This window comes from Paenibacillus sp. PastF-3 (assembly GCF_029893135.1).
Classification (GTDB): domain Bacteria; phylum Bacillota; class Bacilli; order Paenibacillales; family Paenibacillaceae; genus Paenibacillus_AQ; species Paenibacillus_AQ nitricinens.
Map to the genome: position 1 here is coordinate 149,384 of NZ_JARXWM010000010.1, position 25,701 is coordinate 175,084.

Sequence of the window (25,701 nt, forward strand, 5' to 3'; positions counted from 1 at the left end):
GTTGTTCCACACCTAACGTACGTTAACAATGGATATTATAGCATATGCTATTCATTCTTCTGATCCAGACAATTTCCTATTCCCTACCAATTATAAACAAAAAAGCTATCCTCAGCGAATAAAAATCCACCATTGAGGATAGCTCGATATTAAAGATCTGGCGGTACTACTTATTACACACCTAACCAGCGTTTGAACATATGTTTTGTCGTCTGCTTATTAATTTCTGCAATGGAGGTAGTCAGAGGAATCCCTTTTGGACAAGCGCGTACACAGTTCTGTGAGTTACCACAGCCGTCAATACCGCCATCTTCCATCAATGCGTCCAATCTTTCATCAGCATTCATTTCGCCCGTAGGATGAGCATTGAACAGGCGTACTTGAGAGATGGCTGCGGGTCCGATGAAATCCGTCTTCTCGTTGACATTCGGACAAGCCTCCAAGCATACGCCGCAAGTCATACACTTAGATAATTCATAAGCCCACTGCCGTTTCTTCTCCGGCATCCGTGGTCCCGGCCCAAGGTCATACGTACCATCGATTGGAATCCAGGCCTTTACTCGTTTCAGTGCATTAAACATCCGAGTCCGGTCAATCACTAAGTCACGCACCACCGGAAATGTCTTCATTGGCTCAATGCGTACAGGTTGCTCCAGATTGTCTATTAGCGCTGCGCAGGCTTGGCGGGGTTTGCCGTTGATCACCATCGAGCAAGCTCCGCATACTTCTTCTAGACAGTTGGAATCCCAGCATACCGGAACGGTGCTGTCACCTTTGGCATTCACAGGATTACGCTGAATTTCCATCAAAGCACTGATTACATTCATACCCGGACGATAAGGAAGCTCAAATTCCTCAACATAAGATGAGCTTTGTGGATCGTCCTGGCGGGTGATGATAAACTTTACGTTTTTAGGAGCTGTAGCAGTTTCCGCCATAATGGTTCCCTCCTCAAATTGCCTAATTTTATTTCATTAAGCTTGCCTCGCAAGCTGTTTCACTGCTGGGAAAAATTAATCCTTCGAATAATCACGGACCCGCGGAGGGATCAGTGAGACATCGACTTCGTCGTAAGAGATTTGCGGACCGTCTGCAGTCCAGGCAGCTTTCGTGGTCTTCAAGAATTCCTCATCATTACGATCCGGGAATTCCGGCTTGTAATGAGCGCCGCGGCTCTCATTGCGCATAAGCGCTCCCAGTGTCATCGCTTCGGACAGCTCCAGCATGTTCCACAGCTGACGGGTGAATGCCACTCCTTGGTTATTCCAGCGTGACGTATCGTTCATATTGATATTGCGATAGCGTGCTTTAAGCTCTTTGATTTTGCCAATGGTCGCTTCCAGCTTCGGATTGTGCCGTACAACCGTCATATTGGCGGTCATCCATTCGCCCAGTTCCTTATGAATCACATAAGCGTTCTCTGTACCTGACATCGCTAACAGAGATTCATATTTGTCCGTCTGCTTTTTGTGGAAGCTGTCATATACGGAAGAAGAGATATCTTGTGATGATTTCTTCAAACCTTTAATGTATTCAACAGCCTTTGGTCCAGCAACCATACCACCGTAAATAGCAGATACCAGAGAGTTAGCGCCTAAGCGATTCGCTCCATGATATTGATATTCACATTCGCCTGCCGCAAACAGACCAGGAATGTTTGTCATTTGGTTGTAATCAACCCACATACCGCCCATAGAATAGTGCACAGCCGGGAAGATTTTCATCGGTATTTTACGGGGATCATCTCCCATGAATTTTTCGTAAATTTCAATAATCCCGCCAAGCTTTACGTCCAGTTCTTTCGGGTCCTTGTGAGAGAGGTCCAAATACACCATATTCTCACCATTAATACCCAGCCCTTGATCCACACACACATTAAAAATCTCACGTGTAGCAATATCGCGCGGCACCAAGTTACCATAGGCCGGATATTTCTCTTCAAGAAAATACCACGGTTTTCCATCTTTATAAGTCCAGATACGGCCGCCTTCACCACGTGCTGATTCCGACATTAAGCGGAGCTTGTCATCTCCTGGAATAGCCGTTGGGTGAATCTGTATAAATTCTCCGTTGGCATAATGTACGCCCTGTTGGTACACCGCACTTGCGGCTGTGCCCGTATTAATTACGGAGTTCGTTGTTTTACCAAAAATAATGCCCGGACCGCCGCTAGCCAAAATAACTGCGTCTGCGGGAAAAGTCTCAATCTCCATCGTCTTGAGATTCTGGGCACTTATGCCGCGGCATACACCTTCGTCGTCGATGATGGCCGAGAGAAATTCCCAGTTCTCACGTTTCGTTACAAGACCTTCAGACTCCCAGCGGCGCACTTGCTCATCCAGTGCATACAAAAGCTGTTGGCCTGTCGTTGCGCCAGCAAATGCAGTGCGGTGACGTTTCGTTCCGCCGAAACGACGGAAGTCGAGTAACCCTTCAGGTGTACGGTTAAACATTACACCCATCCGGTCCATAAGGTGAATGATACCCGGTGCTGCTTCACACATCGCCTTGACTGGTGGCTGATTCGCCAGGAAGTCACCGCCATAAACGGTATCGTCGAAATGCTCCCAAGGGGAGTCGCCCTCCCCTTTCGTATTTACTGCACCGTTGATGCCGCCTTGCGCACAAACGGAGTGTGATCTTTTTACAGGAACTAATGAGAATAAATGAACATGTGCACCGGACTCCGCTGCCTTGATGGTAGCCATCAGGCCGGCCAGACCGCCGCCCACAATAATGATATTTGCTGTTGCCATGGTAGTTCACTCCCTTTATCGAAAATATCAGAAAGGATTCTGGAATGTAGTCCTGAGAGGGCAATTACTTAGATGAAAGTCTTTATGGACTGAGCTATGGAAGCTGCACTTTGAAATTCAGCATCACGGAAAGTGACTAGCGAAATGAGGAACATAAACGTTACAAGAACAAATATACCGAGACAAAGGTAAGAGGATACCCGCTGTGAACGAGGTCCTACCGTGATTCCCCAGCTGATCAAGAAAGACCATATACCGTTGGAGAAGTGAAAGCATGCTGCAACGATACCGATAATGTACAGTGTCAACATCAGTGGTTGAGTCACGATATCATGCATCAGACCCCCTAATTCTTCATGCTCCACACTACCGACTGCCACCTGAACCCGGGTTTGGAACAAATGCCAGACTATAAAGATAAAGGTAATAATTCCTGTAATGCGTTGCAGCGTATAACGCCAGTTTCTTTCAATGTTGAAACGGTTCAAGTTCGGCTTGGATTGATACGCAATATACAGTCCGTATACGCCATGGTACAGCAGAGGAAGCCATATACCGAACAATTCCAGGAAGAAGACAAGCGGCAGGCTATTCAGCCATATCACGCTGTCAGTGAAACCGGAAGCGCCACCCTCTACAGCCGCAAAATTCGTCATCATGTGCTCAATGAAGAAAGCTCCAAGCGGGATAACGCCTAGCAAGGAATGAATCTTTCTGGAATAAAATCCTTTCATACAAAGTAACCCCTTTCCGATTAAAACAGCGTTTTCATTATTGTGTATTCACCGCCGGAACTACATTTGACACAGGATAACGTAGACTATGTAATGACAGAACGTCTATATTTTACCGCTATCCTTGGGTTCCCGGACTTTGTTTTCTTTTTCACAAAATGTGAATATCTTGTGTCACTTTTCATGTTACTCCTTTTTCCCTTATAAGGGAATTGCAATCTAATTATTAAACGTTATACAATAAACGCATAAGAATAGATTTTATATGATAATAATTCTCATTTAGAAAGACAACATTTTCCGACAAATCTTTTATTTCCTTATGGAGCAAGAAGTATTATCTTCATGGCTATGAATTTCGTCACTACTGTTTATAGATTGCACTACGAGAGGAACCTAAATATGTTTGACGATTTAGATGTTTTTGCAGCGGTTGTGGAGCACTCCAGCTTGAATCGGGCCTCCCGCCAGCTCAATCTGTCCCAACCTGCCTTATCTCGTAAAATCTCCAAGCTGGAAGAACGGCTGGGTGTCGCGCTATTTAATCGTTACGGCAAGCGCCTGGAGTTAACCGAGGTTGGGCGTCTTACTTATTCCTACGCACTTGAACAACGGCAGCAGCGCTCTAAATTTCTGGAGGCTTTGTCTAAATACAAAGAAGGCGAGCCTAAGCTGGTCACCTTAGGGGCTTCACTTACCTCACTGCAGACCACTCTGCCTCCACTAGTTAACGCATATATGGAGAAATACCCGACTTCGGAGTTAAAGCTAATCACCGGCCGAACGCATGAGATTGTCTCCTCTGTCAGTGAAGGAAAGTCAGATATAGGTCTGATCGCATCCTCTATTCAAGAGCCTGGACTGCGCTGTATTTCTTTGTTTGAGGATCAGCTTCGACTGGTTGTCTCTGAGCATCATCCTCTGAATTATGCTTCTAAGCTAACCATGAATGATCTGTCCCGACTGCCGATGATCCTCTTCTCCAAAGGCACCTGGTACCGCCGTCTAACAGACGATCTGTTCCAGCGCTGCGGGATTGATCCGGACGTACGTATGGAGATTGACTCCTTCGAAGCCATCGTGCGGCTGCTGCCGACAGTCAATGTGGCAGCCTTACTGCCCAAGTCTTATCTGCGTCCGCAGCTGTTAAACGGCGGTGGGCTGGTATCTCTGCATATTAAGGAGCTGGAGCAGACTCAGCGAACTACCTGTCTGATTTACCGTGACGATGGAAGCCTGAGCACAGCGGCCCGCAGCCTCGTGCAGGTCACAGAAGAGATGTTTCTGACGGAACGAGAGGTATAGTACATACTCTGCGTGCAATCTTAATTAAAAAAATCCCTCCGTCCTATGTAAAGGACGGAGGAATTATCTATTTAATCCTGGTTTACAACTTCATCCTCAAATCGATCAATACTTTCATTAGAACCAATGAGTACCATAACGTCTCCCTCACTCAGATGATCATGTGCCGTTGGAGCCACTATTATTCCACTTTCCCGGTTCAGGGCAACAATACTGCAGCCATATTTTGCTCTTGTATTTAAATCTGATAAGCTTTTCCCGTTCATGCAAGACGGAACGGTTAGCTCGACGATTTTATAATCCTTGGAAAGTTCAATATAATCCAGCAAATTGGGTGTCACGAGCTGATGCGCTACACGAATGCCCATATCCCGCTCTGGAAAAATAACCCTGTCCACACCCAGCCTAGACAACGCACGACCATGAAGGATCGAGATCGCCTTGGCTACTACTTGCTTGACTCCGATCTCTTTTAACAATATCGCCGCCAGAATGCTTCGTTCCATATTGTCACCAATCGCAACAATCCCACAGTCAAAGTTCCGTACGCCAAGCGAGCGCATAATTCCTTCATCTGTAGCATCAGCCACTACCGCATGCGTCAGATGATCGCTCATATCCTCCACGCGCTCCTCTTGGTGATCGATGCCGAGCACCTCGTAGCCCATTTCCATCAGTTCAAGCGCAAGACTTGAACCGAAGCGGCCTAAGCCGATTACTACAAATTGCTGTGCTTTCATTTCGGATTAACTCCTATCCAATAATTATTTTACCTTCTGGGTGCTTATACAATGGTTTACCCTGTTTTGGTCCTAGCGCATACACTAATGTTAATGGACCTAGGCGACCCGCAAACATCGTCAGACAAATCAGAATCTTGCCGATAACAGACAGTTCAGGTGTAAGCCCCATACTTAGTCCCACCGTAGCAAAGGCTGAGGTCGTCTCAAATAATATTGCTAAGAAATTACTATCCTCTGTTGTGGACAGTAACATTGATACAGAAAGGACCAATAGTAAAGCCAGTAAAGTTAACGTCAACGCTTTATAGATACGCTCCTGCGCCAATCGGTAACGGAACAGCACAACATCTTCACGCCCGCGCAGCATCGCGATTACTGCACCAATCATAATGGTAAAGGTCGTAGTCTTGACCCCGCCACCCGTTGAGCCCGGTGATGCACCAATAAACATAAGGATAACCATAAAGAACTGTGAGGCTTGCCGCAGTCCGGCAATATCCACCGTGTTGGCGCCAGCGGTTCGGGGCGATACAGACTGAAAGAATGCCGATAATATTTTGCCGCCAAAATTCAGATTACCCAGAGTGCGCTGATTTGTAAATTCGAATATAAAAATAACCAAAGCGCCGATAAGAATAAGCCCTGCCGTGGTGGAGAGTACAACTTTGCTATGCAAAGATAATTTACGTTTGACACGAAACTCCACCAGATCCGACATGACAATAAAACCAATCCCGCCAGAGACAATCAGAAACATCACCACGATGTTCACAAGCGGGTCATATACATAATCGGTTAAACTCCGGAAATCCCCGAAAATATCAAATCCAGCATTATTAAACATAGACACCGCATGAAATATTCCAAAATAAATGGCCTTTCCCAGTGGCATATCAAACGCCCAGCGTAAGGACAGAAGCACCGCTGCACAGCCTTCGATGACCAAAGAATAAATAAGTACTCTACGGATCAGTCGAACAATCCCCTCCATAGAGCCTTGGTTCATGGCTTCCTGAAGGATCAGTCTGTCCCGCAAGGAAATTTTGCGTTTCATCATCATGGCAAATAAGGTCGCCATTGTCATAAACCCTAAGCCACCAACCTGGATAAGCACCATAATTACGGTTTTCCCAAAAATGGTGAATGTCGTCCCGGTGTCCAGCACCACAAGTCCTGTCACACAGGTGGCCGATGTTGCAGTAAACAACGCATCAATAAAACTCACAGCATTCCCGCTGGTACTCGAAATGGGAAGCATAAGCAGCAAGGCTCCAATCAGAATGATCGATGCAAAACCAAGCACCATAATCTGAGGCGGAGAAAGCTTCAGAAACTTTGATTCAGAAACCCTGCGAAACTGTGAAGCCACTACGTCACCCTCTTATCTAAATTTAAAGAATTCCAACAAAAAAAGCACTGGAAAACCAATGCTACCCTTGGTTCCTGCAGTAAATTAGCCTACGAGGTTAGCTGACGGATTCGGACTGTGCAGGCTGCCCTATTCGTTCCTAGAACGAAATTCACCCCTGATGAATAAAGACACCGCCTATGGTGTATACTCATCTTTTCATTACTTCCTGTGGTTCCCCCGTTTTCACCTGAAATTCGGCTATATACAATTGCATACAAATTATATATGTTATTTCGATAAATCACAAAGACACTATTAATGGTGATTCATATGAAAAATGCGGTTTGGAGAGGATGTACCAGTAGGAGTACCTTTTCTCATCACTTTTCCGTGTTTTCCCTGCAATTGCATCGATTTTCATGAAAAATGAAGAAATGATCACTTTAAATTCATGGTATATATTCAGATACCTATTCTATAATATCTCTATTACCCATAAAAAGAATGTACGATGATTTTTGTAACTATCATGGCACTAATACTATAATGGAACATAACATTGTCAATTTACAAGGAGGCGTTACATGAATCCCGTCGGCCAGCCCTTACAGCAACGTGCCCTCTCCAAGAGGCTCATCATCTCGGGCATTATCGGTCTTATTCTATTTATTATGTTTCAGATTGCTCCCTCAGTGCTAAATAGCCCCGTGGGGGAAGATACTACTGTCATCAGCAAGGCGGAAGCCCGCGACAAAGCGATATCATTTGCAGAACAAAAGCTAAACTACACCAAAGCACCAAATGATCAGTGGAATGTACTCTATGATACGGATTCTTCCTTTTATGGTTATATGTCCCGCGAGAAGCTTTTGGAGGACTATACAAAGAAGAAGCTGGATCAACGATATCCTTTTGACATTTTCCGTGTAACACTTAGTCCTTCAGCGGAACAAGAGCCGCTAATCACCGTTGACCTCAATATGTATACTGGCGTGATTGTCGCCTTCAAACAAGGAGTAGAAGGATCATCTGCAGGGTCACCAAGCAATGTATCCACTAGTGCAAAAGAAGAGGACAAGGGAACTGACTTGTCTCTAGCCCAAAAAGAAAATCTTGCCCGACCTTGGCTTCAGGAACGGGGGGTGAATCCCGCCAAATTGCAAATTGAATCAAATACGGGAAACTATGGGCTTGTGTATACAGATCGTTCCGTTCAGGTTGGCGAATCCTTACTACACTATTATTTCGATTTCACTGGCGAACAGGTATCCAGCTTTAAAGCAGGATTCACCGCTCCAGCCTGGCATACCTCCTATGTAAAGGATCAGACCTCTCTCGCAGAAAAGCTTACTTTATTCGGCTACGGTCTGCCTACTTTAGCTTTAGGAATTCTGGCACTCATCTACAGCATACTTAGAAGAGAACATACTTCCTTTAAGCGCGGAATATTCCTAAGCTCAGCTTATTTTGTAATCATGATGATCAGCACCTATAATATGCTTCCTGAATCCTCCGGCGAAGGACTCGAGGCTCAGATAACTTCCGTCATTATGTTCATCATTTATGCCTTATATAGCCTCCTAATGTCCTCCTTGCTATATTTTTCTTTAGTTGGAGGGGACGGCCTATGGAAAAAAGAAGAGGGGATGAACCCATGGCCTCGCGCTAAAGAGCCTGGCTATGGAAAATATGTGCTGGATAGTATCCGGGCTGGATACGTCTGGGCATTCGTGCTGCTAGGGGTGCAGACCCTTATGTTCATCGTATTATCATTTACCTTGCAGAACTGGTCCACTACTGACGCCACTCAATCTCCTTACAACATGAGATATGCTTGGCTGCTGCCCATCGTTGCATGGCTCGCAGGTTTATCCGAGGAAGCTATTTATCGTTTTTTTGGAATCCCTATGTTGAAAAAAGTATTCCGTAGCACGTTCATTGCTAGCCTGATCACCACGCTGGTTTGGGCGTTTGGTCATACGTTGTATCCGATCTATCCCATCAGTTCCCGTCCCATTGAGCTGACCGTGATCGGTTTGCTCTTTAGCTATATTTTCCTTCGTTACGGCTTTATTGCCGTCATGTTCAGTCACGTCGTGTTTGACAGCATTCTGATGGGCGCTACGCTGATCTTTATGAAGGAAAGCGTGAATGTAGGGGCTGGTATCTTCGCGATTATCATGCCGTTCATAGTGGCCTACATCGTCTATCGGTTTAACCCGCCGCAAAAATCAGAACCTAAGCCGGTTGAACCTACATCTGTAGGTTAAAGAAGTAACGGTGAGACACCCGATCATGAAAAAAGATGTCATAGCAGAAAATCTGCTATGACATCTTTTTATATTTACGTATACATCTTTCCTGCGTTTCTGATGCCTATGATGAGGGCTCTTCATCCTTGAGTGCCTCAAGAATTTGACTAGCCAGCTTTTCGCCAATAGAAAGTGATTTGAAATCCTCTATGGAGGCTTCTTTAATTTTCTTTAGCGATCCGAAATGCTTAAGCAGCGCCTTGCGCCGCTTCTCGCCTATACCTGGTATGGAATCCAGTTTAGAAGTAACCATGGACTTCCCACGTTGTTCACGGTGGAAGGTGATGGCGAATCTATGGACCTCATCCTGAATCCGTTGCAACAGATAAAATTCCTGACTATCACGAGCCAAAGCGACGGGTTCCGGCGGATCTCCAACCAAAAGCTGAGCCGTCTTATGCTTATCATCCTTAACGAGACCACAGACCGGAATGAATAATCCCAGCTCGTTCTCCAGAATATCAATCGCTGAAGATATCTGCCCTTTACCACCATCGACTACAATAAGATCCGGTATCGGCAGGTTCTCTTTCAGCACCCGTTCGTACCGACGCCTGATGACCTCGCGCATCGTTCCATAATCATCCGCACCCACTACCGTACGAACCTTATATTTACGATACTCTTTTCGTGCGGGCTTGCCATCAATGAAGACAACCATCGCAGAGACCGGATTAGTCCCTTGAATATTCGAGTTATCGAACGCCTCGATCCGGCTTAAGCGTTCGAGCCCCAAGCTCTCGCCCAAGCTCATTGCAGCACCAGAGGTACGTACTTCATCTCGTTCAATAAGCCGGAACTTCTCGTCGATTGCGACTGTTGCATTTTGGCAGGCCATACCGACCATCTGCTTCTTGAGGCCACGCTGCGGGACTAGTACTTTGGTGCCGAGCCACTCCTGGAGAATAGAGGCGCCACCTGCAGCATCAACAACACCTGCTGCTGATGCTTCAGCAGCGGCCATTTCACGGGCCTCAACTTCTTCAGGCGATTCAGGGGTATCTTCCCCCTTTTGCAGATCTTCTTCGGCTGGAGCGGCAATGACAATCGCCGGTTTAGCTTCTTTATCAACCACTGCTTCCTCATCAAGCACATCCGGCAGAAGAATCTCCTGCGGCAGAGCAGGATTATCACTGTAATACTGCGTCACATAAGACATAAAGTCACTATAGGCTTCCCCATAGAATGGAAAGACAGAGGAGTGGCGCTGAATCATCTTCCCTTGTCTCATGTACAGAATCTGTACACACATCCATCCCTTGTCTACCGCATAACCAAATACGTCCCGATCCTTAGTATCTGTGGTGTTAATCTTCTGTTTCTCCATCAATGCATCAATATGGATAATTTGATCCCGCAGTTCCTTTGCCCGTTCAAAATATAATTCCTCAGCAGCTTCCTGCATCTTCTGCTGTAGATCCTTCTTAACTGCATCATGACCTCCGCTCAGAAAAGCAGCGATATCTTGCGTAATCTGCTCATACTCGGATTTCTGCACTTCCTTCTCGCACGGCGCCAAGCATTGGCCCATGTGATAGTAAAGACAGACTTCCTTTGGCATTACGCCACATTTACGGAGCGGATACATACGATCGAGGAGCTTTTTCGTTTGCTGTGCAGCATAACCGTTAGGATAAGGGCCGAAATATTTCGCTTTATCTTTAATCACCCGGCGTGTGACTTCAAGCCGAGGGTGAGTTTCATTCGTTATTTTAATATAAGGAAATGTCTTATCGTCCTTCAGAAGCACGTTATAACGCGGCATATGCTTCTTAATCAGATTGCACTCGAGAATGAGCGCTTCCATGTTGCTGGACGTAACAATATATTCGAAATCAGCAATGTTAGCGACAAGCCGCTGCGTTTTACCATTATGACTGCCTGTAAAATAAGAACGAACCCGGTTCTTAAGTACCTTCGCCTTCCCCACATAAATAATGGTGCCTTCTTCATTCTTCATCAGATAGCACCCGGGCAGATCGGGTAATAGAGCCAGTTTATTGCGGATGTTGTCCAAAATGATCCCCTCCAGCTAAATTGGACCCATGATTAGTTGGCATTCAGCACACAAAACGCCTCCGGAATGAACCGAAGGCGCTGAGCGGCAGGGCCGAGGCCCGAACAGTAGCATTTAACAATTATTGATGTTTAGCTACGATATTTTTCAGGGATTCTTTGGAGTTCAATCCCACAACTTTATCTACCGGTTGACCGTCTTTGAAGAAGATCAGGGTTGGGATACTCATCACGCCAAAACGGGAAGCCGTTTCCGGATTCTCATCCACATTCAATTTAGCAATCTTCACGCTGTCTCCCAGTTCTGCGGACAATTCGTCCAAGATTGGAGCAATCATCTTACAAGGACCACACCAAGGAGCCCAGAAGTCTACTACTACAGTACCTTGACCTTCCACTTCGTTACTGAAGGTTTGGTCAGACACATTCACGATAGCCATGATATTGTTCCTCCTCTAAGTTTTACGAAGCTTTACTCCATTCTAAACCAAAGCTTAGTTTATGGAAGTTACTCCGAAAATATAAGTTAATAAGTTGTTCATGTAATATGATAACCAAATTACCACTTACCGACACAATTCCAGTATAACATATCTTTAAGGGATATGTTATATATCACATACAATTATATTGCCCTCAAACTAATTTTATTTACGTTACTCTTTTCTTTACAATCTCCCCAGCCTTTCGGTATACTCTAAGAAAGCGCATTAAATGTCAATGACTTATTTCATAATGGTCAACTCAATTTGCATCTTAACAATACAGGCATTGTCCCTGTAAGGAGGCAGAAGCTATGGATGTCAACGCGCAAGTACGGGACCCACGAGAACATATCAACGAAGAACCCCGCAATGATCTAGGCGATTTAATGAACGGATTTTTCGGAATGACTGCATTTATGACCGTTGTCTTTTTCGGCATGGTTATCATTAAGTTCATTTCGGAGTAAGGGAATCATCACAATATAAACAGAGGCCGTCTCAAAAGTAGTAAATGCTACTTATCGGGCGGCTTCTGTTTTTAAGGGTGATTAGGGAAAATCTCCCTGATAATAGCCGATAATTACTATAATTGAATGGAATCAGGGAATTTGTCCCTAATAATCGGGAGAATATCCGTTTTCGTTGATGAATCAGTTGAATTTTAGGGAGATATTCCCTTATCAGTATTCTGATGAGCAAAAATCTCTGCATTTTAGGGAAGATTTCCTTATTATTCATCAGAGTCAGTATGCCATGCTAGCCAGAGGCTGCAAGCAGAAAAGCGATCCTCCAATAAAAGGAGAATCGCTTTTCTTTTGAAAGTTACGGTTATGAATATTTAAAGTTTATCTAATCGTCCCCCGCTGATTCTCTCCATGCAGTGGAATAACATCCACAAAAGGAGCAATACGATCCATCAGACGTTGACCTTTATAAATTTCCTCGCCATCCTTACTTGTGAAGCTAAGATGTTTCTCCAAACCGTCGAGCGGATAATTCGAGGTATAGAAGGTTGGTTTACGGTTCATCCGATAATTCAGAATCGCACCAAGCACATGATCGCGCGCCCATGGATTCAAATTCTCCGCACCGATGTCATCAAAAATAAGTAAATCGCAGTTTTTCAGCGTATCAACGGTTTCCTTCATCTTCTGGCCGTCCATCATAATCGATTTTAAATCCTCGATAAAATCCGGCATATATACGATAACTCCAGTATAGCCGGCAACAGCAAGCTCATGAAGCAAGTAACACATCAGAAACGTTTTACCCGTTCCGAAGGTTCCATGTACATAAATCCCGCGTGAAGTCAGACCTTCCTCTTTCACGCTCGTAATATAATCAAATATTTTATTAACCGCCGAGACACGGCGTGGATCCTTGCCCATAATATCTATCTCGTCATAACCGCCATTAAGCACACGTTCATCCACATAAAAGCTACGGATACGTTTGCGGATGCTATCCTGATTATCCTGTGCGACTTTAAGTCGGCATGCCGTCTTGCGTTCATATAAGTCCGCCGAACCATTCACACTCTCTACCGTAAGTTTGCTAAAGTGGCCAGGGAAATCATTCGGACATTTCTCTAGACCCGGACAGTTCGCACAGTGGCGGCTCTCCTCTACATATTGATACAGGCGGCTCATATGAAGCCGTAGTCGTGAATCGTCCAGTTCAGGATGTTCAGACTGTAATGCCTTCACAAGTGGATGATTGAATAACTCCTGTTCAAGATCGCGTTGACGCTGCCGTAGAGTTGGATTGTTGATCGAACGAAGCACATCGCCCATAGACTCCATAGTTCCACCTCTCTTTCATTACGGCGCTTGGGAAACGCCTTTTTTCTTACTGGCTTTAATTTCTGCCGCTTTCTTCATCATCGCCGCGAATTCTTCTTCCGATACCGTTCCGGCACTTCCATCGTCCAGCACAATCGGAATTTCCGGTTTAGCAGATCGGCCTGTATTTTTGGCATATGAACGTGATCGAGATCCTGCCGCCGTGTTAGTTGTAGCTCCCTTGCCTTTCACTTTGGACTGATCCCTGATATATTTTACAGCCTTTTCGTAGGTGTTCACCTGTTTAACCAGCATATTGGAAGCGATAGCCTCCACAAAATTACGATTCATTCGCTGTTCTCCACCTGAGGCTACCATAGTCATTAAATAATGAATAAGTACATTAATTACTTCACCGCTTAGCTTATAATTCAAATCTATTTTCTCGAACATATCCATCAAATGACTGGGCACTGCACCTGGGAAAAAAGTTTGAAGCAGCCGCGTATATGGTTCGTTCCGCAGCATCATATTATATTGGTGAATGTCACATTTGGACAAAAATTGTGGTGGTACTTCTACATAATACTCCATCTCTACAGACTGCTCCGGAGGCGCTATAGAATCATCATTCTCTTCGGAGGCACTGGAACGGATGGAAACAACCTTAGCAGCAGCAATTTCACGCTTTTCTTGTCGTTTCATATCCTGCCTGAAATGCTGGCTCGCTTTATATTGCAGTGCATCCAGTATAACCTCACCTTCCGGTGAGAACACGCCATCTTCATCCAGCAGACGACATAAATCCTGCGGACTGAGTTCATACTTATGAGCTACATAGTTAATAACACCCATTTGAGTATGGTCAAAACGCAATTTTTCTACATGAGCCCGGTTTACAGACTCCCGCGGAAAACGCAAAATAATATCACTATATCCAATCGCTTGTTCTCCAGATTCACGCATGCCAGGCTGACGCACAGTGGCTACTTCTGCAAGTGCCTGCTCCAGCTCATAATCAATGACATGTGTATTAAGTTGAAAAATATCATAAAAAGGCACGGAGATATTCTCTTTGCCTATGGATCTGCGACTCCACTCTTCTGGCTCTCGGTTCCAGAATTGTTCCCGTAAGGACAGCACAGCAAATTTGCCGATTTTATCGCGTAACAGCAACGTCAAATGCTGAGTGGCAAAAAAGTCAGCTGGCGATAGCGGCGGCATAAGCTCATATTCATATAAGTAATCATCAGTTTCCGGTACATAGATTCGACAGGTCTGTAGCAGACCTACCGCTTCTAACCGGGAAGCCTGATCTATTAAATATTTGCGGCCTTTCTCATTCGGTTCAACGCCTAGCGTCATAAATAATCTGCGCTGCTGCTCCACTCCAGAATAGCCAATGCTATCTGCTGGCACATGTTCAACCAGCAAGCGATAGAAACTGATTGCAAAAGCTCCTACCATAGGCTGATACACAGAGCTAAGCATACGTCCATCTATAACACTAAGACCAAATTCGCGGGAAACGCAGTACCGATGATGTTCGGTGAAATGATGTAAGTTACTCATGCGCATCTACGGATACCCCCTTGTTTTCACGAATTCATACAGGATTCTATTCTATCATAAAAAACGTCGCCGGAAATGTAAATAAACTACCAATTCCGACTCTTTTCGCTATATAATCAGCTTTTTCTTACGAATATCTGCCTCTATTAAACAAGAAGAAACGGCTTCGCTGTCCTCTGGAAGAGGAAGGTTCCGTTTCTCGCTGAATTTCAAAATTGATTCTTAGCGTAGAACTAAAAGCTTATATGTTCAAAAAAACGACTCTTACATCAGAGCCGCAGGTCATCCAATTAAATCTTTAAAACATCTTGTAACCGCCAAAGCGCAGTTTTTGAATGGTCCATCCACTCAATATAGCACCTGCAAGACCAGCGACACCAGTTAAGTAATCAACAAAGTGGAAACTGGAAAGATGCTCCCAGAGCGACATCGCGCTTCTATCCCAAATGGAATAGACTACGACGGGTAGAATAATAAGTACGAATAGATAAGCGGGAAACCAGGTTGTCTTCATTAACATGTTAAGAATAAATCCAATACCAAACATCATCACAAAGAATAAAACGGTTAGGATAAACACTGGAATAAACCCCATCTTACCGTCACTACCCCTTTCTATAAAGAAGCGCACATCTTATACGAGCTAGTAGTAAGTTTACTAGAAAAAATGTCACGAAGCAATGAACTTTATTCAAAATTAGGTTTAATACTCTTACAACCGAATGTCATCATTTGCTCTAAGCAACTTGATTGCGATACAATGCATATAGATTAATAAATCATACATAGTCTATGATGCAGGAGCTTCGTAGCTAGTTTTACGCGACGTTATTTCAAACGAAGCTTATGCTTCGTAAAACTTTTAAGGAGTGAGATCATGAACGAAGCCGCTATGACACTGGAAGGCTGGTATGCATTGCATGACTTCCGCTCACTGAACTGGACCGCATGGACGGCAGCAGATGACGAAGAACGTGCTGTTGCTCTGGAAGAATTACATGCTTTTATGCAAGAATGGAGTCCTGTCGAAGAAGCTAAACAAGGCAGCTCCGCGGTATATTCCATCGTTGGCCAGAAGGCCGATTTCGTAATGATGTTCTTGCGCGAAAGCTTGGAAGATCTGAACAAGCTTGAGACGGCCTTTAACAAAATCGCTTTTGCTCAATATACAACTAAAGCCTATTCCTACGTAAGTATTGTTGAATTAAGCAATTACCTTGCGGGGGGCAGCGATGGTAGTGATCCTATGCAGAATCCGCATGTTATCGCACGTCTAAAACCTGTTTTGCCACAAGCGAAGCATATTTGCTTCTATCCAATGAACAAGAAACGCGAGCTCGCCGATAACTGGTATATGCTTGATATGGATAAACGTCGGGAGCTGATGGCTTCTCACGGATTAATCGGACGAGGTTATGCTGGTAAAGTGAAACAGATTATCAGCGGCTCCGTAGGTTTGGATGATTGGGAATGGGGCGTAACCCTATTCGCTGAAGATCCGCTGCAATTCAAGAAATTAGTCTACGAAATGCGCTTTGACGAAGTCAGTGCCCGCTACGGCGAATTCGGACCTTTCTATGTCGGCAACCTGCTGACTGAGGATTCTTTTGAGGAAATGCTTAAATTGTAACAAAAAAAGGTGAGTCTCCAGATCTTTATGGAGACTCACCTTTTTAAAATGCTATAACGAAGTTCCCGCTTCCTCATCCTCTTCGCTGCCATCTTCATCATCACGCAGACTTTCCAAATATTCAGCCGTAGCCCGGTCACGTGCTCGCCCTTTTTCCTTTAAGCGTTCAATGCCAGGGAGAATGAGCAGATCAATTTCTTTTTGAACAACATACGCTAGATCGTACTGATTCTGATCCTCCAGATAAGATCCAACCTCAATCAGTCCGTTATAACGATCCAATTCTTCTCGGGTCAGCAGTCCACGCACCTGCACGCTGCAGTGACGCATCTTATAAGAATCTTCCTTTTTTCAGAACCAGCGGAATCCCACCAATAATGAACAAATAGCGCATATCCACAACTTTTTTCAATTGAGCTACGGTCCAGCCCTTGTAAGTTTTGCTGCCAACTACAGCAATCCCTTGACCTTTACCTAGAGAAGCTACTGTTCCTTTATTGCTGAATGCGAATTTCTTTGGTTGTTGATTACGGATCGCAGCCACCAAATTATGAGCACAGCATTCTCCCTGTTGCATAGCAATTTGTGCTGTTGGCGGGTAAGGACGGCCTTCCGGGTTAATCATTAAGGAGCCGTCTCCAATAATAAAGATATTGTCTTGGCCTGGTGCACGTAAATATTCATCTACTTTCACACGTCCGCGCATAGCTTCAAATCCTGCAGCTTCAATCAGACGGTTTCCGCGAATTCCGCCGGTCCAGACAATTGTAGAAGCTTTTATCTCTTCGCCTGATGCCAGAATTACGCCGTTTGGTAGACATTCCTTGATCGCAACACCCATCTTGAAGGTAACACCCTTCTTAGTGAGCAAGTTCATCGCATACTCAACAAGTTCAGGAGCAAATCCTGGCAGAGCTGTTGGAGCAGCTTCTATGTTATATATATTTACCATGCTTGGATCAACGTCAAATTCTTTGCACAACCCAGGGATGCGGTCAGCTAATTCGGCCACAAATTCAATTCCGCTAAAGCCGGCACCACCGACTACGAAATTGATATGCTCCTGTGCATTGTTCTCGTTCTTATATTTGGCAAATTGGTACTCAATATGTTCACGAATCAAACGAACGGAGTTGATGCTCCGGATCGTCAGTGCGTATTTATCAAGTCCTGGAATACCGAAGGTTTCAGGCTCTCCGCCCAAAGCAATGACGAGATAGTCATACGAAAGAGTACCATCCTCCAAAATAATCTTTTTCTGCTGGGTACGAATTTCCTGAACAGATGACTTAACGAGATCGATCTTGAATTCATCGATTAGTTTAGAAATAGACACCCGAGTGTGTTCAATACTATCTGTACCCGCGGCAGGCATATGTAGATGGGTAGTAAAATAGTGGTACTCGTGACGGTTTACGAGCGTGACATCCGCTTCATTATAGTTCAAAGCCTTCTGTAAGCGCTGTGCGGTCAAAATACCCCCATAGCCCGCGCCTAAGATTACGATTTTGGGAATACTACTCATGTTCCGGCTCCTTCCAAGAGGTAAATCTGTCTTTGTATTTTTTATTGAAACAATGTATGGTCCTTTTTGTGAATTTATACACTTATATTTAGAAGAAATTCCAATCAAACTTAAAGGATTTCTAAATTGACCATATCCATTGTAAACCTTAGTGTACTATTAATCAAACATTAAAATACTAAAAAACGTCACATTCTTATTGTGTTCTAAAGTCTTTCTTTGCAGGTATGTGTCACAATGTTTATAATAAGAAAGAATACAAGTATGGCAAAATGAATATATCAACTCGGAGGTGTAATATCCCGTGACACAAGAGCAATCCGGCGTTCCTATGAGCGACCTTTTAATCATAGGTGGCGGTCCAGCTGGCATGTTTGCCGCATTTTACGGCGGGATGCGTCAGGCATCCGTAACACTTATAGAAAGTATGCCCCAATTGGGAGGACAACTTGCTGCACTTTATCCTGAAAAATACATTTATGATGTAGCAGGTTTCCCAAAAGTAACTGCACAAGAACTGGTTGACAACCTGACACGGCAAATGGATATGTTTCAATCGAATATCCGGCTGGAGGAAAAAGTAATTTCTGTTCAGAAACGGGACGAACGCCATTTTGTAGTTACAACCGATGTAGCAGAATATCACAGTAAAGCTATTATCATTACAGCTGGCGTAGGTGCTTTTGAACCTCGTCGTTTAGAACTGCCAGACGCAGGACGGTTTGAAAAAGCCAACCTTCATTATTTTGTAAATGATTTAAATGCCTTTAAAGATAAAAAAGTTCTGATTAGCGGTGGCGGGGATTCCGCAGTAGACTGGGCACTAATGCTGGAACCGATCGCGGAGCAAGTAACCCTAATTCACCGCCGGGATAAATTCCGTGCGCATGAGCACAGTGTAGAGAATCTGATGGCTTCCAAAGTTAACGTAATTACACCTACTGAAATTACAGAACTGCATGGTGACGAGTTTATTACTAAGGTTACCTTATCCCATATCAAGACCAAGGAAACACAAGAAATCGAAGTCGACAGTGTAATCGTCAATTTCGGATTTGTTTCCTCTCTGGGACCCATTGCAGAGTGGGGTATCGATATTGAAGGAAACTCCATTGTCGTTGACTCACGTATGGAAACGAGTATTCCGGGAATCTTTGCAGCCGGCGATATCACCACATATCCAGGTAAGCTGAAGCTAATTGCTGTTGGATTCGGCGAAGCCCCAACGGCTGTGAATAACGCAAAAGTCTACATCGATCCGGAAGCCAAGCTTTCACCAGGACACAGTAGTAATATGAAACTCTAATTCTATCTACTACAATAAAAAAGGGTATTCTGACAGGCCTATCAATACCAGCCTATCAGGATACCCTTTTATGTTTGTGACTCGCGGTTTATTTATATGTAGCCTGCTACAAAGGTATACTTTGCGCTGTTTTAATGAAGAACCGCATGAACTGGAGAGTGTAAGTTTCGTTTGCGAATCTCAACGAGTAGAAGAGCGATGAAATCATGCTCTAGTTGCAGTTCTATCGCTCTATGGTAAGAGTCTAGAAGCATCTCATCGGACAATTCAACCATAACGTTCATCTACCTTTCCTGTATTTGGATCTGAATCTATCATATCAAACTATCATTTTTCGAACAAGCGTTCGCGTTATCCACAAGTACATGTGGAAATCCTGTGTATAATATGTGCGTAAGCGTTATAAAGGTGATAACTGCACAGTGGAATATGGGGATAATAGTTATACACAGGACTGAACCACTTGCATACAGCTAAAAATATATTTTTATTGTAAATAAATTACAATATAATTTACCCCAAAAGAACGCAACTAAACGCAATTTTATCTTACTACTCTATTATCGTCAATTCTAAAATTTTTGTTAATTTACTGAGGTCTTGTATTAACCTCCAGAATCCATATTTTACCTGAATAATCCACGGCGTAATCAAAACCCAGTTCGCCTATTCCCGGGAAATGCCGCTCCATCAGTTCGATACATACTAGCGTAAGCCTGCGCATTTCTGCTTTCTTCGCTGAGGCTTTAATTCGAGGCAACGATCTGCGAAGCCCTTCTCGACAAGAAAGCATCGTGCCTCCTTTACATAAATTAGTTACGAACAGGCCAGGCCGGGCCAATCTTCCCACCATAGAGCGAAACTCCCAAACACCACCATTTTTCACTACTTTGACCCGATAATCAATAGGACGCCCACCAATTCTGGCGAGAGAAATCCCCTGTTGAATCAAATATTTACGTCTAACCTTGACGAAATGAAGCGCTCGTCTCATGGATCTAAAGTCCTTGTAAATTCGAGTTCTGTCCATATAAGTAAATCCATAACCCCGGCTATCCCGAAACACTTTAATTACACCGTAGCCTCCACCGCCAACTATTGGTTTAATAACAACATTTCCGTATCTCCGGAGCATGGCTAACAGTGAGTCAGCCGAATACACCCTCGTCATTGGTATATAATGAGAAACCCTCGCGTCACTGAGCAATGCTTCTGTCTTCAACCATTTGCTAGCCAGTTGTCTTCCCGACATCGTCCTTTCCCTCCTTTCACATTCCAGCCTACCCTATACATTACTCAGAAAAGGCCCCGCCCTCTTGTATGATTGTCCGTGTAGGAAGAAGCTCTTAGCAAAAAGGGCATAGAGCTTGTATCGACAACATTCTCAACCCTGCAGGGTATCATTGCAGATTTTGTAGAACCTTATTTCTGAACATTCGACATCTAAATCACAATGGATGAGTTCACTATAACTAGAATAATCTTCAAAATCGTTGTATTATTAATAGCGGTTACATTTTCAATTCCTACTATTATAATAATGAATTAAAGGCTTGCTAAAAAACAGCGCGGGGAGGGCTCGGAATGGCTCAGTTTTTTGAGGTATTATATTGGGTGGCCATGCTTGGGATGTCCATCGTATTGGCTGGAACGACTATACTGATCTGCGCTATCGGCTTAAAATTCATTAAAGACAGACGCAGAGCACTGGGTGCTGGCTGTATTGCCTTTTCCCTTGGAGCCGCAGCGCTCATCGTGTTTATGATTAATTACAAGTTTATTATTCCAGCCTAATTGTACGCAGGAAGCAAAAACGCCTTCAACGTCCCTTAAGGACGGTATGCGTTTTGCGAGAAATATAAGGATAATGTATAACATGAAACCTATACTTTCTTATATTTGAACAAGCAAAAGCCCTCTCGAGGAATTCCATCGGAGGGCTTTTGCTTGTATGTCACTCATATATCTAAAGAAAGACGAATCATATCCACTACCTTGATCCCATTTTCAACAATCTCTTCACTGTAGTGTCTGATAAAAAAGTCTCTATCGATTCCGGTAATTCTAAATCCACATTTCTGATAAAGAGCCAGTTGTCCTACACTAGAATTCCCCGTACCCACTTCTATTGTCTTCGCACCAAGTAATCTCGCATTCTGAATCGCATGATAGACCAACTGCTTACCTATCCCTTTACTTTGCTGATTCTCATCAACGGCTATATTCACTAGCTCCACTGTCTCTGGCCTCGTTTGTAGCAAAACATAGACACCTATAATGCAATTCTCCACTTCAGCTACAAAACATTGCCCTCTTTTTAAATACGCTTCAACAAGACTTAGGGAAGGATCGGCTAATAACAACAAATGTAAGGGAGGTTGTTCTTCTGCGTTTAATTTCCTAATTAGCATGCTTTGAGCTCCTTGTGATGACTTTTGTCATTGAGAATAAAAAAAGCCTCCAAGCCCGTGTTGTAGAAATCAACATGGGGCTTGAAGGCGTAACGTCGCGATTAGCAAGGCTCTTCGTTCGGTTTCCCCGCATCCATAGCTGTACGGAAGCTTGAACCGCAGCCACAGGTTGCAGTAGCGTTAGGGTTGTTGATGGTGAAGCCGCCCGTCATGCCGGATTCTTCAAAATCGATTTCGAGACCATCCAGGTAACGAAGATTCTCTTTCTCCACGACAACCTTCATCTCTTGGATGTCCATATATACGTCCTGATCGGTTTCATTATCATCAAAGCCCATAGCGTAAGAGAATCCACTGCAACCGCCGGGCGTTACTCCAATACGGAGGAACATGTTCGGCATTTCTTGTTCAGCAAGCATCGCCTTTAATTGTTCTGCTGCCTTTTCGCTAATATTAATCATGATCATATCCTCCTATAGATTAGACTGACTTCACAAGAAAAAAACTTATGTTTAAGAGGCCATCCGGCCAAAAGTTACTTTCTTAAAAATATATACTTAATAAACTCAGTATAACCGACTATTCCATTCCCCTCAAGTCACAACTGCCTTATGCTTGACCTGTCACACCAAATTAAGCCATCCATATCCAGCTGTTGATCCCCTTATAAGAGAGGTTTATAATAAGGAAGGCAAACATAAGTAAAAATTCGGAAATTTGTCACGGAGGCTAAACCTCTGATTTATTTTCATGAATGAACAGCTACCGTCTGGGTAAGTCTGGGAATTATCTGCGGGCAATGGACCCCGTAAAACTTTCAGGAGGAATTTATTATATGTCTACTCTCTTCACCCCCCAAACAGACGCCCGAATGATGAACATTATTGAAAAAGTTCGCGGCGGCGAAAGATTGAATTTAGAAGATGGCGTTTATTTATATCAAAGTAACGACCTGCTAACGATTGGCCAGTTAGCAAATGAAGTCAATGTCGCAAAGAACAACAACAGGGTATATTTTATCGAAAACATGAGTCTATATTTCACCAATGTTTGCGAATCTCACTGTGCATTCTGCAATTTCCGCAAAGATGATGGAGAAGAGGGTGCATATACCCTTTCTGGTCAGGAAATGGTGCAATATGTCGAACAGCATATTCATCCTGGTGTGCGCGAATTCCATATCGTAGGCGGTCATAATGACAAGGTTCCTTTCCAGTATTACGTGGATTCTTTAAAAGCCCTGAATGAACGTTTCCCTGAGGTAACCTTAAAAGCATACACTGCAGCCGAAATCGATTTTTTCACCCGAATTAGCGGATTGAGTATTCGTGAAGTACTGGAGCAGCTGCGTGCAGCAGGACTTAAGACGCTTACTGGTGGTGGCGCAGAAATATTATCTGATCAATACCGTAAAAAAATGCGTGTAGATAAGGCTAATGTGGAAGAATATCTGGAAGTTCACCGGACAGCACATCAGCTTGGCATGAAGACACATACAACTATGCTCTACGGCTCGATTGAATCTCATGAAGATCGTATCCGGCACATGATGCAGATCCGCGATCTACAGGATGAAACCAATGGCTTTATGGTATTCATTCCATTATCTATGCAGCCTAAGAACAAGAATGCAGGGATTATGCGCCGCAACTCCGCTTATGAGGATCTGAAGACGATTGCGATCAGCAGATTAATGCTGGATAATTTCGATCACATCAAAGCGTACTTTATTAATATCGGTCCTCAGCTTACTCAAGTTGCACTGAACTTCGGTGCTTCTGACGTACATGGTACTATTCTTAAAGAACGCATTAGCCATGCGGCTGGTGCCTTAACACCTGAAGGCCTCACTCGCGATGAATTGATCTGGTTAGTAAAAGGTGCTGGACGAATTCCAGTAGAACGTGACACGTTCTACAATGCGATAAAGGTATACGAATAAAAGACTACCTAGATCCGTTACCCTATATTGGAAAGGAAGTTCGGTCAGCATGAGAACACTACTCGTTCTGGGCGGCGGCTATGGCGGCTTGGCCCTAATTCAAGAATTGCTCAATAATCACCTTCCTCAGGATATTGAAATTATCTTAATTGACCGAATGCCTTATCAAGGAATCAAAACGGAATATTATGCGCTTGCCGCGGGTACAGTAACTGACTATCACTTGCGGATCCAGTTTCCGGTTCATCCCCGTCTCACTATCCGTTACGGTGAGGTGAGTTCCATTGATTTGGAGAGTAGAATCATTACTATGGAGCCTGATGAGACTGTGTCTTATGACATACTTGCCATTGCACTAGGTTGTACCGACAATTACCATAACATCCCTGGAGCTGATCAATATACTTGCAGTATCCAGACCTTTGCAGGAACACGCGAAACTTACCAACGTTTAAACGATGTGAAGCCTTATGGAACAATTAACATTGTAGGCGGTGGACTAAGTGGAGTGGAATTGGCGGCAGAGCTTCGGGAGAGCCGGCCAGATCTTAATATTGCTATTCTGGATCGTGGTGAACGTGTCTTATCTGCCTTCCCTGCGAAGCTGTCACAGTACGTGGAGGAATGGTTTCACCACCACCAAGTACAGACACTTGGACGTGTCTCAGTATCCCATGTAGAGAAAGATGCGCTTTATAACGGTACAGAGGAAATTCTTTCAGATGTTACGGTATGGACCGCAGGGATTCAACCGGTGAAGGTTGTTCAGGAATTAACAGTCCCGAAGGATCGCGGAGGACGGATCATTTTGGATGAATATTATCGTGTACCTGATTATCCAGAAGTGTATGTAATTGGCGACTGTGCCAGCCTGCCATTCGCTCCAAGCGCACAAGCAGCAGGAGCGCAAGGTGAACAGGTTGCTCAGGTTATTCAAGCCATGTGGCGCGGCGAGACCCCTAAGCTTCATCCTATTCGTCTAAAGGGTACTTTAGGTTCACTAGGCAAGAAAGCTGGATTTGGTCTGATGGGCCAACGCTCCGTCAAAGGACGGGTTCCCCGTATCCTTAAGAGCGGGGTGCTCTGGATGTCAAAACGTACTTTAGGATAAACCTAAGGGCTGCTCTTTTCCGTTATAAATACGAAAAAGAGCAGCCCTTTATTTTCCACAAAAAGCATTTAATCAAGGTCCATATTGAACCAAGCCTCTAGCTCTTTGATTTTAGCATCAATTTTCTCTTCGAGCTCAGCAACCGTATCTGCTGCAACGATGTCTCCTTCAACCATTGCAAATGGAGTTAAATAACATTCCCCACAATTGTTCAGGCATCCGTATTCGATCACATCGTAATCTGGATTTCCTTCCAGCTTTTGCATTAGCTTGTCTGTTCCGTGACCCATGTTACTGGCACAAAATTCAATAATTGGTCTCATGATGATCTCCCTATTCCGCCTAACCATTTTATTTTTTAACTTTTTGTACTATAATGAACTTACGAAAGGAGTGATTGAGAAATGAGTGAGAATGCACAAAGCACCGAAATGTATGATGAAGTATTGGAAGTGCTTGATAAACTTCGTCCGTTCCTACAACGCGATGGCGGTGACGTTGAACTAGTCGATGTAGAAGACGGCATTGTGAAGTTGAAACTTATGGGTGCCTGCGGCAGCTGCCCAAGCTCCACGATCACCTTGAAAGCCGGGATTGAACGCGCCCTTCTTGAAGAAGTAGAAGGCGTACAAGAAGTTATGCAAGTATTCTAATCCCATTCAATATCATTCCCGATCCTCCTCTTCAGGAGATCGGGATTTTCTTATTATAGAGGATTTAC

The 25,701-nt window shown here is 44.1% G+C and carries 26 protein-coding genes and 1 riboswitch; of the genes, 9 read left to right on the forward strand and 17 right to left on the reverse strand.

The features are described 5' to 3' along the window. Positions 1-173: 173 nt before the first annotated feature. From sdhB to M2444_RS20235, 3 genes are all read right to left on the reverse strand, one after another. The gene (gene sdhB / locus M2444_RS20225; protein WP_042130877.1) at positions 174-938 is read right to left on the reverse strand and encodes a succinate dehydrogenase iron-sulfur subunit; all 765 of its coding nucleotides are present in this window, start codon (positions 936-938) and stop codon (positions 174-176) included. A gap of 75 nt (positions 939-1,013) precedes the next feature. Beyond that, positions 1,014-2,756 carry a succinate dehydrogenase flavoprotein subunit gene (sdhA, locus tag M2444_RS20230; RefSeq protein ID WP_094871658.1) on the reverse strand — a complete coding sequence of 581 codons (1,743 nt, stop codon included), beginning with the start codon at positions 2,754-2,756 and terminating at the stop codon, positions 1,014-1,016. A gap of 68 nt (positions 2,757-2,824) precedes the next feature. Beyond that, positions 2,825-3,490, reverse strand: a complete 666-nt coding sequence (locus M2444_RS20235) for a succinate dehydrogenase cytochrome b558 subunit (protein WP_094871656.1) — start codon at positions 3,488-3,490, stop codon at positions 2,825-2,827. A 402-nt stretch (positions 3,491-3,892) separates the two neighbouring features. On the opposite strand from M2444_RS20235, the gene M2444_RS20240 reads away from it, so the two are divergent. After that, entirely contained in the window at positions 3,893-4,795 is a 903-nt protein-coding gene (locus M2444_RS20240; RefSeq protein WP_094871655.1) for a LysR family transcriptional regulator, read from the forward strand. Between the two features lie 71 nt (positions 4,796-4,866). Here the strand turns inward: M2444_RS20240 and M2444_RS20245 are convergent, their stop codons facing one another. Continuing rightward, complete coding sequence (locus tag M2444_RS20245) at positions 4,867-5,535, reverse strand: potassium channel family protein (protein WP_094871653.1); 669 nt, start codon at positions 5,533-5,535, stop codon at positions 4,867-4,869. 13 nt (positions 5,536-5,548) lie between these two features. Further along, positions 5,549-6,844 (reverse strand): TrkH family potassium uptake protein, encoded by a 1,296-nt coding sequence (locus tag M2444_RS20250; protein ID WP_094871711.1) that lies wholly within the window; start codon positions 6,842-6,844, stop codon positions 5,549-5,551. Between the two features lie 133 nt (positions 6,845-6,977). Then, a riboswitch (cyclic di-AMP (ydaO/yuaA leader) is annotated at positions 6,978-7,159 on the reverse strand. Positions 7,160-7,473: 314 nt separating this feature from the next. Between M2444_RS20250 and M2444_RS20255 the strand changes: the two genes are divergently transcribed. Beyond that, positions 7,474-9,159, forward strand: coding sequence for a CPBP family intramembrane glutamic endopeptidase (locus tag M2444_RS20255; protein ID WP_280787888.1), 1,686 nt, complete (start codon positions 7,474-7,476; stop codon positions 9,157-9,159). A gap of 106 nt (positions 9,160-9,265) precedes the next feature. On the opposite strand, the gene uvrC is transcribed toward M2444_RS20255, so the two are convergent. Together uvrC and trxA are read right to left on the reverse strand one after the other, a co-directional pair. Beyond that, on the reverse strand, positions 9,266-11,218 hold the full coding sequence (gene uvrC / locus M2444_RS20260) for an excinuclease ABC subunit UvrC (protein WP_280787889.1): 1,953 nt from the start codon (positions 11,216-11,218) through the stop codon (positions 9,266-9,268). 121 nt (positions 11,219-11,339) lie between these two features. Continuing rightward, positions 11,340-11,657, reverse strand: coding sequence for a thioredoxin (trxA, locus tag M2444_RS20265; protein ID WP_042130884.1), 318 nt, complete (start codon positions 11,655-11,657; stop codon positions 11,340-11,342). A 356-nt stretch (positions 11,658-12,013) separates the two neighbouring features. Between trxA and M2444_RS20270 the strand changes: the two genes are divergently transcribed. Next, a complete protein-coding gene (locus tag M2444_RS20270) occupies positions 12,014-12,169 on the forward strand; it encodes a YqzM family protein (protein WP_094871648.1) in 156 nt (51 codons plus the stop codon). A gap of 378 nt (positions 12,170-12,547) precedes the next feature. Here the strand turns inward: M2444_RS20270 and dnaI are convergent, their stop codons facing one another. The 3 genes from dnaI to M2444_RS20285 all read right to left on the reverse strand — a co-directional run bounded on the left by dnaI (position 12,548) and on the right by M2444_RS20285 (position 15,650). Then, complete coding sequence (dnaI, locus tag M2444_RS20275) at positions 12,548-13,504, reverse strand: primosomal protein DnaI (protein ID WP_094871647.1); 957 nt, start codon at positions 13,502-13,504, stop codon at positions 12,548-12,550. Between the two features lie 18 nt (positions 13,505-13,522). After that, positions 13,523-15,061 carry a replication initiation and membrane attachment family protein gene (locus M2444_RS20280; protein WP_280787890.1) on the reverse strand — a complete coding sequence of 513 codons (1,539 nt, stop codon included), beginning with the start codon at positions 15,059-15,061 and terminating at the stop codon, positions 13,523-13,525. Between the two features lie 292 nt (positions 15,062-15,353). Further along, on the reverse strand, positions 15,354-15,650 hold the full coding sequence (locus M2444_RS20285) for a YuiB family protein (protein WP_042130887.1): 297 nt from the start codon (positions 15,648-15,650) through the stop codon (positions 15,354-15,356). 282 nt (positions 15,651-15,932) lie between these two features. Here M2444_RS20285 and hemQ point away from each other — a divergent pair, with 282 nt between their 5' ends. Further along, a complete protein-coding gene (gene hemQ, locus M2444_RS20290; protein WP_094873342.1) occupies positions 15,933-16,685 on the forward strand; it encodes a hydrogen peroxide-dependent heme synthase in 753 nt (250 codons plus the stop codon). 51 nt (positions 16,686-16,736) lie between these two features. Here the strand turns inward: hemQ and M2444_RS20295 are convergent, their stop codons facing one another. Then, a complete protein-coding gene (locus tag M2444_RS20295; RefSeq protein ID WP_094873340.1) occupies positions 16,737-17,015 on the reverse strand; it encodes a hypothetical protein in 279 nt (92 codons plus the stop codon). Position 17,016: 1 nt separating this feature from the next. Further along, the gene (locus M2444_RS20300; protein ID WP_280787891.1) at positions 17,017-18,210 is read right to left on the reverse strand and encodes an NAD(P)/FAD-dependent oxidoreductase; all 1,194 of its coding nucleotides are present in this window, start codon (positions 18,208-18,210) and stop codon (positions 17,017-17,019) included. 331 nt (positions 18,211-18,541) lie between these two features. On the opposite strand from M2444_RS20300, the gene M2444_RS20305 reads away from it, so the two are divergent. Continuing rightward, positions 18,542-19,516, forward strand: coding sequence for an NAD(P)/FAD-dependent oxidoreductase (locus M2444_RS20305; protein WP_094877850.1), 975 nt, complete (start codon positions 18,542-18,544; stop codon positions 19,514-19,516). Between the two features lie 131 nt (positions 19,517-19,647). On the opposite strand, the gene sda is transcribed toward M2444_RS20305, so the two are convergent. Continuing rightward, complete coding sequence (gene sda, locus M2444_RS20310; RefSeq protein WP_036685584.1) at positions 19,648-19,791, reverse strand: sporulation histidine kinase inhibitor Sda; 144 nt, start codon at positions 19,789-19,791, stop codon at positions 19,648-19,650. Positions 19,792-20,105: 314 nt separating this feature from the next. Next, the gene (locus M2444_RS20315) at positions 20,106-20,768 is read right to left on the reverse strand and encodes a YheC/YheD family protein (RefSeq protein WP_280787892.1); all 663 of its coding nucleotides are present in this window, start codon (positions 20,766-20,768) and stop codon (positions 20,106-20,108) included. A 332-nt stretch (positions 20,769-21,100) separates the two neighbouring features. Between M2444_RS20315 and M2444_RS20320 the strand changes: the two genes are divergently transcribed. Then, a complete protein-coding gene (locus M2444_RS20320) occupies positions 21,101-21,310 on the forward strand; it encodes a hypothetical protein (RefSeq protein WP_094873338.1) in 210 nt (69 codons plus the stop codon). Positions 21,311-21,474: 164 nt separating this feature from the next. Here M2444_RS20320 and M2444_RS20325 read toward each other — a convergent pair whose 3' ends face one another. Next, complete coding sequence (locus M2444_RS20325; RefSeq protein ID WP_234539744.1) at positions 21,475-21,927, reverse strand: GNAT family N-acetyltransferase; 453 nt, start codon at positions 21,925-21,927, stop codon at positions 21,475-21,477. A gap of 101 nt (positions 21,928-22,028) precedes the next feature. Then, complete coding sequence (locus M2444_RS20330; RefSeq protein ID WP_094877837.1) at positions 22,029-22,388, reverse strand: HesB/IscA family protein; 360 nt, start codon at positions 22,386-22,388, stop codon at positions 22,029-22,031. A gap of 374 nt (positions 22,389-22,762) precedes the next feature. Here M2444_RS20330 and mqnE point away from each other — a divergent pair, with 374 nt between their 5' ends. Both mqnE and M2444_RS20340 read left to right on the forward strand, forming a co-directional pair. Then, on the forward strand, positions 22,763-23,869 hold the full coding sequence (gene mqnE / locus M2444_RS20335) for an aminofutalosine synthase MqnE (protein WP_094873334.1): 1,107 nt from the start codon (positions 22,763-22,765) through the stop codon (positions 23,867-23,869). Positions 23,870-23,918: 49 nt separating this feature from the next. Beyond that, entirely contained in the window at positions 23,919-24,980 is a 1,062-nt protein-coding gene (locus tag M2444_RS20340) for an NAD(P)/FAD-dependent oxidoreductase (RefSeq protein ID WP_280787893.1), read from the forward strand. Positions 24,981-25,048: 68 nt separating this feature from the next. Here M2444_RS20340 and M2444_RS20345 read toward each other — a convergent pair whose 3' ends face one another. Next, entirely contained in the window at positions 25,049-25,303 is a 255-nt protein-coding gene (locus M2444_RS20345; protein WP_094873330.1) for a YuzB family protein, read from the reverse strand. An 81-nt stretch (positions 25,304-25,384) separates the two neighbouring features. On the opposite strand from M2444_RS20345, the gene M2444_RS20350 reads away from it, so the two are divergent. Beyond that, positions 25,385-25,633, forward strand: coding sequence for a NifU family protein (locus tag M2444_RS20350; RefSeq protein WP_042130899.1), 249 nt, complete (start codon positions 25,385-25,387; stop codon positions 25,631-25,633). The last annotated feature ends 68 nt before the right edge of the window (positions 25,634-25,701 follow it).

Coding starts and splice junctions, on each gene's coding strand:
- sdhB (WP_042130877.1), bottom strand. CDS start 938: ATGGCGGAAACTGCTACAGCTCCTAAAAACGTAAAGTTTATCATCACC.
- sdhA (WP_094871658.1), bottom strand. CDS start 2,756: ATGGCAACAGCAAATATCATTATTGTGGGCGGCGGTCTGGCCGGCCTG.
- M2444_RS20235 (WP_094871656.1), bottom strand. CDS start 3,490: ATGAAAGGATTTTATTCCAGAAAGATTCATTCCTTGCTAGGCGTTATC.
- M2444_RS20240 (WP_094871655.1), top strand. CDS start 3,893: ATGTTTGACGATTTAGATGTTTTTGCAGCGGTTGTGGAGCACTCCAGC.
- M2444_RS20245 (WP_094871653.1), bottom strand. CDS start 5,535: ATGAAAGCACAGCAATTTGTAGTAATCGGCTTAGGCCGCTTCGGTTCA.
- M2444_RS20250 (WP_094871711.1), bottom strand. CDS start 6,844: ATGGTGCTTGGTTTTGCATCGATCATTCTGATTGGAGCCTTGCTGCTT.
- M2444_RS20255 (WP_280787888.1), top strand. CDS start 7,474: ATGAATCCCGTCGGCCAGCCCTTACAGCAACGTGCCCTCTCCAAGAGG.
- trxA (WP_042130884.1), bottom strand. CDS start 11,657: ATGGCTATCGTGAATGTGTCTGACCAAACCTTCAGTAACGAAGTGGAA.
- M2444_RS20270 (WP_094871648.1), top strand. CDS start 12,014: ATGGATGTCAACGCGCAAGTACGGGACCCACGAGAACATATCAACGAA.
- dnaI (WP_094871647.1), bottom strand. CDS start 13,504: ATGGAGTCTATGGGCGATGTGCTTCGTTCGATCAACAATCCAACTCTA.
- M2444_RS20280 (WP_280787890.1), bottom strand. CDS start 15,061: ATGCGCATGAGTAACTTACATCATTTCACCGAACATCATCGGTACTGC.
- M2444_RS20285 (WP_042130887.1), bottom strand. CDS start 15,650: ATGGGGTTTATTCCAGTGTTTATCCTAACCGTTTTATTCTTTGTGATG.
- hemQ (WP_094873342.1), top strand. CDS start 15,933: ATGAACGAAGCCGCTATGACACTGGAAGGCTGGTATGCATTGCATGAC.
- M2444_RS20295 (WP_094873340.1), bottom strand. CDS start 17,015: ATGCGTCACTGCAGCGTGCAGGTGCGTGGACTGCTGACCCGAGAAGAA.
- M2444_RS20300 (WP_280787891.1), bottom strand. CDS start 18,210: ATGAGTAGTATTCCCAAAATCGTAATCTTAGGCGCGGGCTATGGGGGT.
- M2444_RS20305 (WP_094877850.1), top strand. CDS start 18,542: ATGAGCGACCTTTTAATCATAGGTGGCGGTCCAGCTGGCATGTTTGCC.
- sda (WP_036685584.1), bottom strand. CDS start 19,791: ATGGTTGAATTGTCCGATGAGATGCTTCTAGACTCTTACCATAGAGCG.
- M2444_RS20315 (WP_280787892.1), bottom strand. CDS start 20,768: ATGTCGGGAAGACAACTGGCTAGCAAATGGTTGAAGACAGAAGCATTG.
- M2444_RS20320 (WP_094873338.1), top strand. CDS start 21,101: ATGGCTCAGTTTTTTGAGGTATTATATTGGGTGGCCATGCTTGGGATG.
- M2444_RS20325 (WP_234539744.1), bottom strand. CDS start 21,927: ATGCTAATTAGGAAATTAAACGCAGAAGAACAACCTCCCTTACATTTG.
- M2444_RS20330 (WP_094877837.1), bottom strand. CDS start 22,388: ATGATTAATATTAGCGAAAAGGCAGCAGAACAATTAAAGGCGATGCTT.
- mqnE (WP_094873334.1), top strand. CDS start 22,763: ATGTCTACTCTCTTCACCCCCCAAACAGACGCCCGAATGATGAACATT.
- M2444_RS20340 (WP_280787893.1), top strand. CDS start 23,919: ATGAGAACACTACTCGTTCTGGGCGGCGGCTATGGCGGCTTGGCCCTA.
- M2444_RS20345 (WP_094873330.1), bottom strand. CDS start 25,303: ATGAGACCAATTATTGAATTTTGTGCCAGTAACATGGGTCACGGAACA.
- M2444_RS20350 (WP_042130899.1), top strand. CDS start 25,385: ATGAGTGAGAATGCACAAAGCACCGAAATGTATGATGAAGTATTGGAA.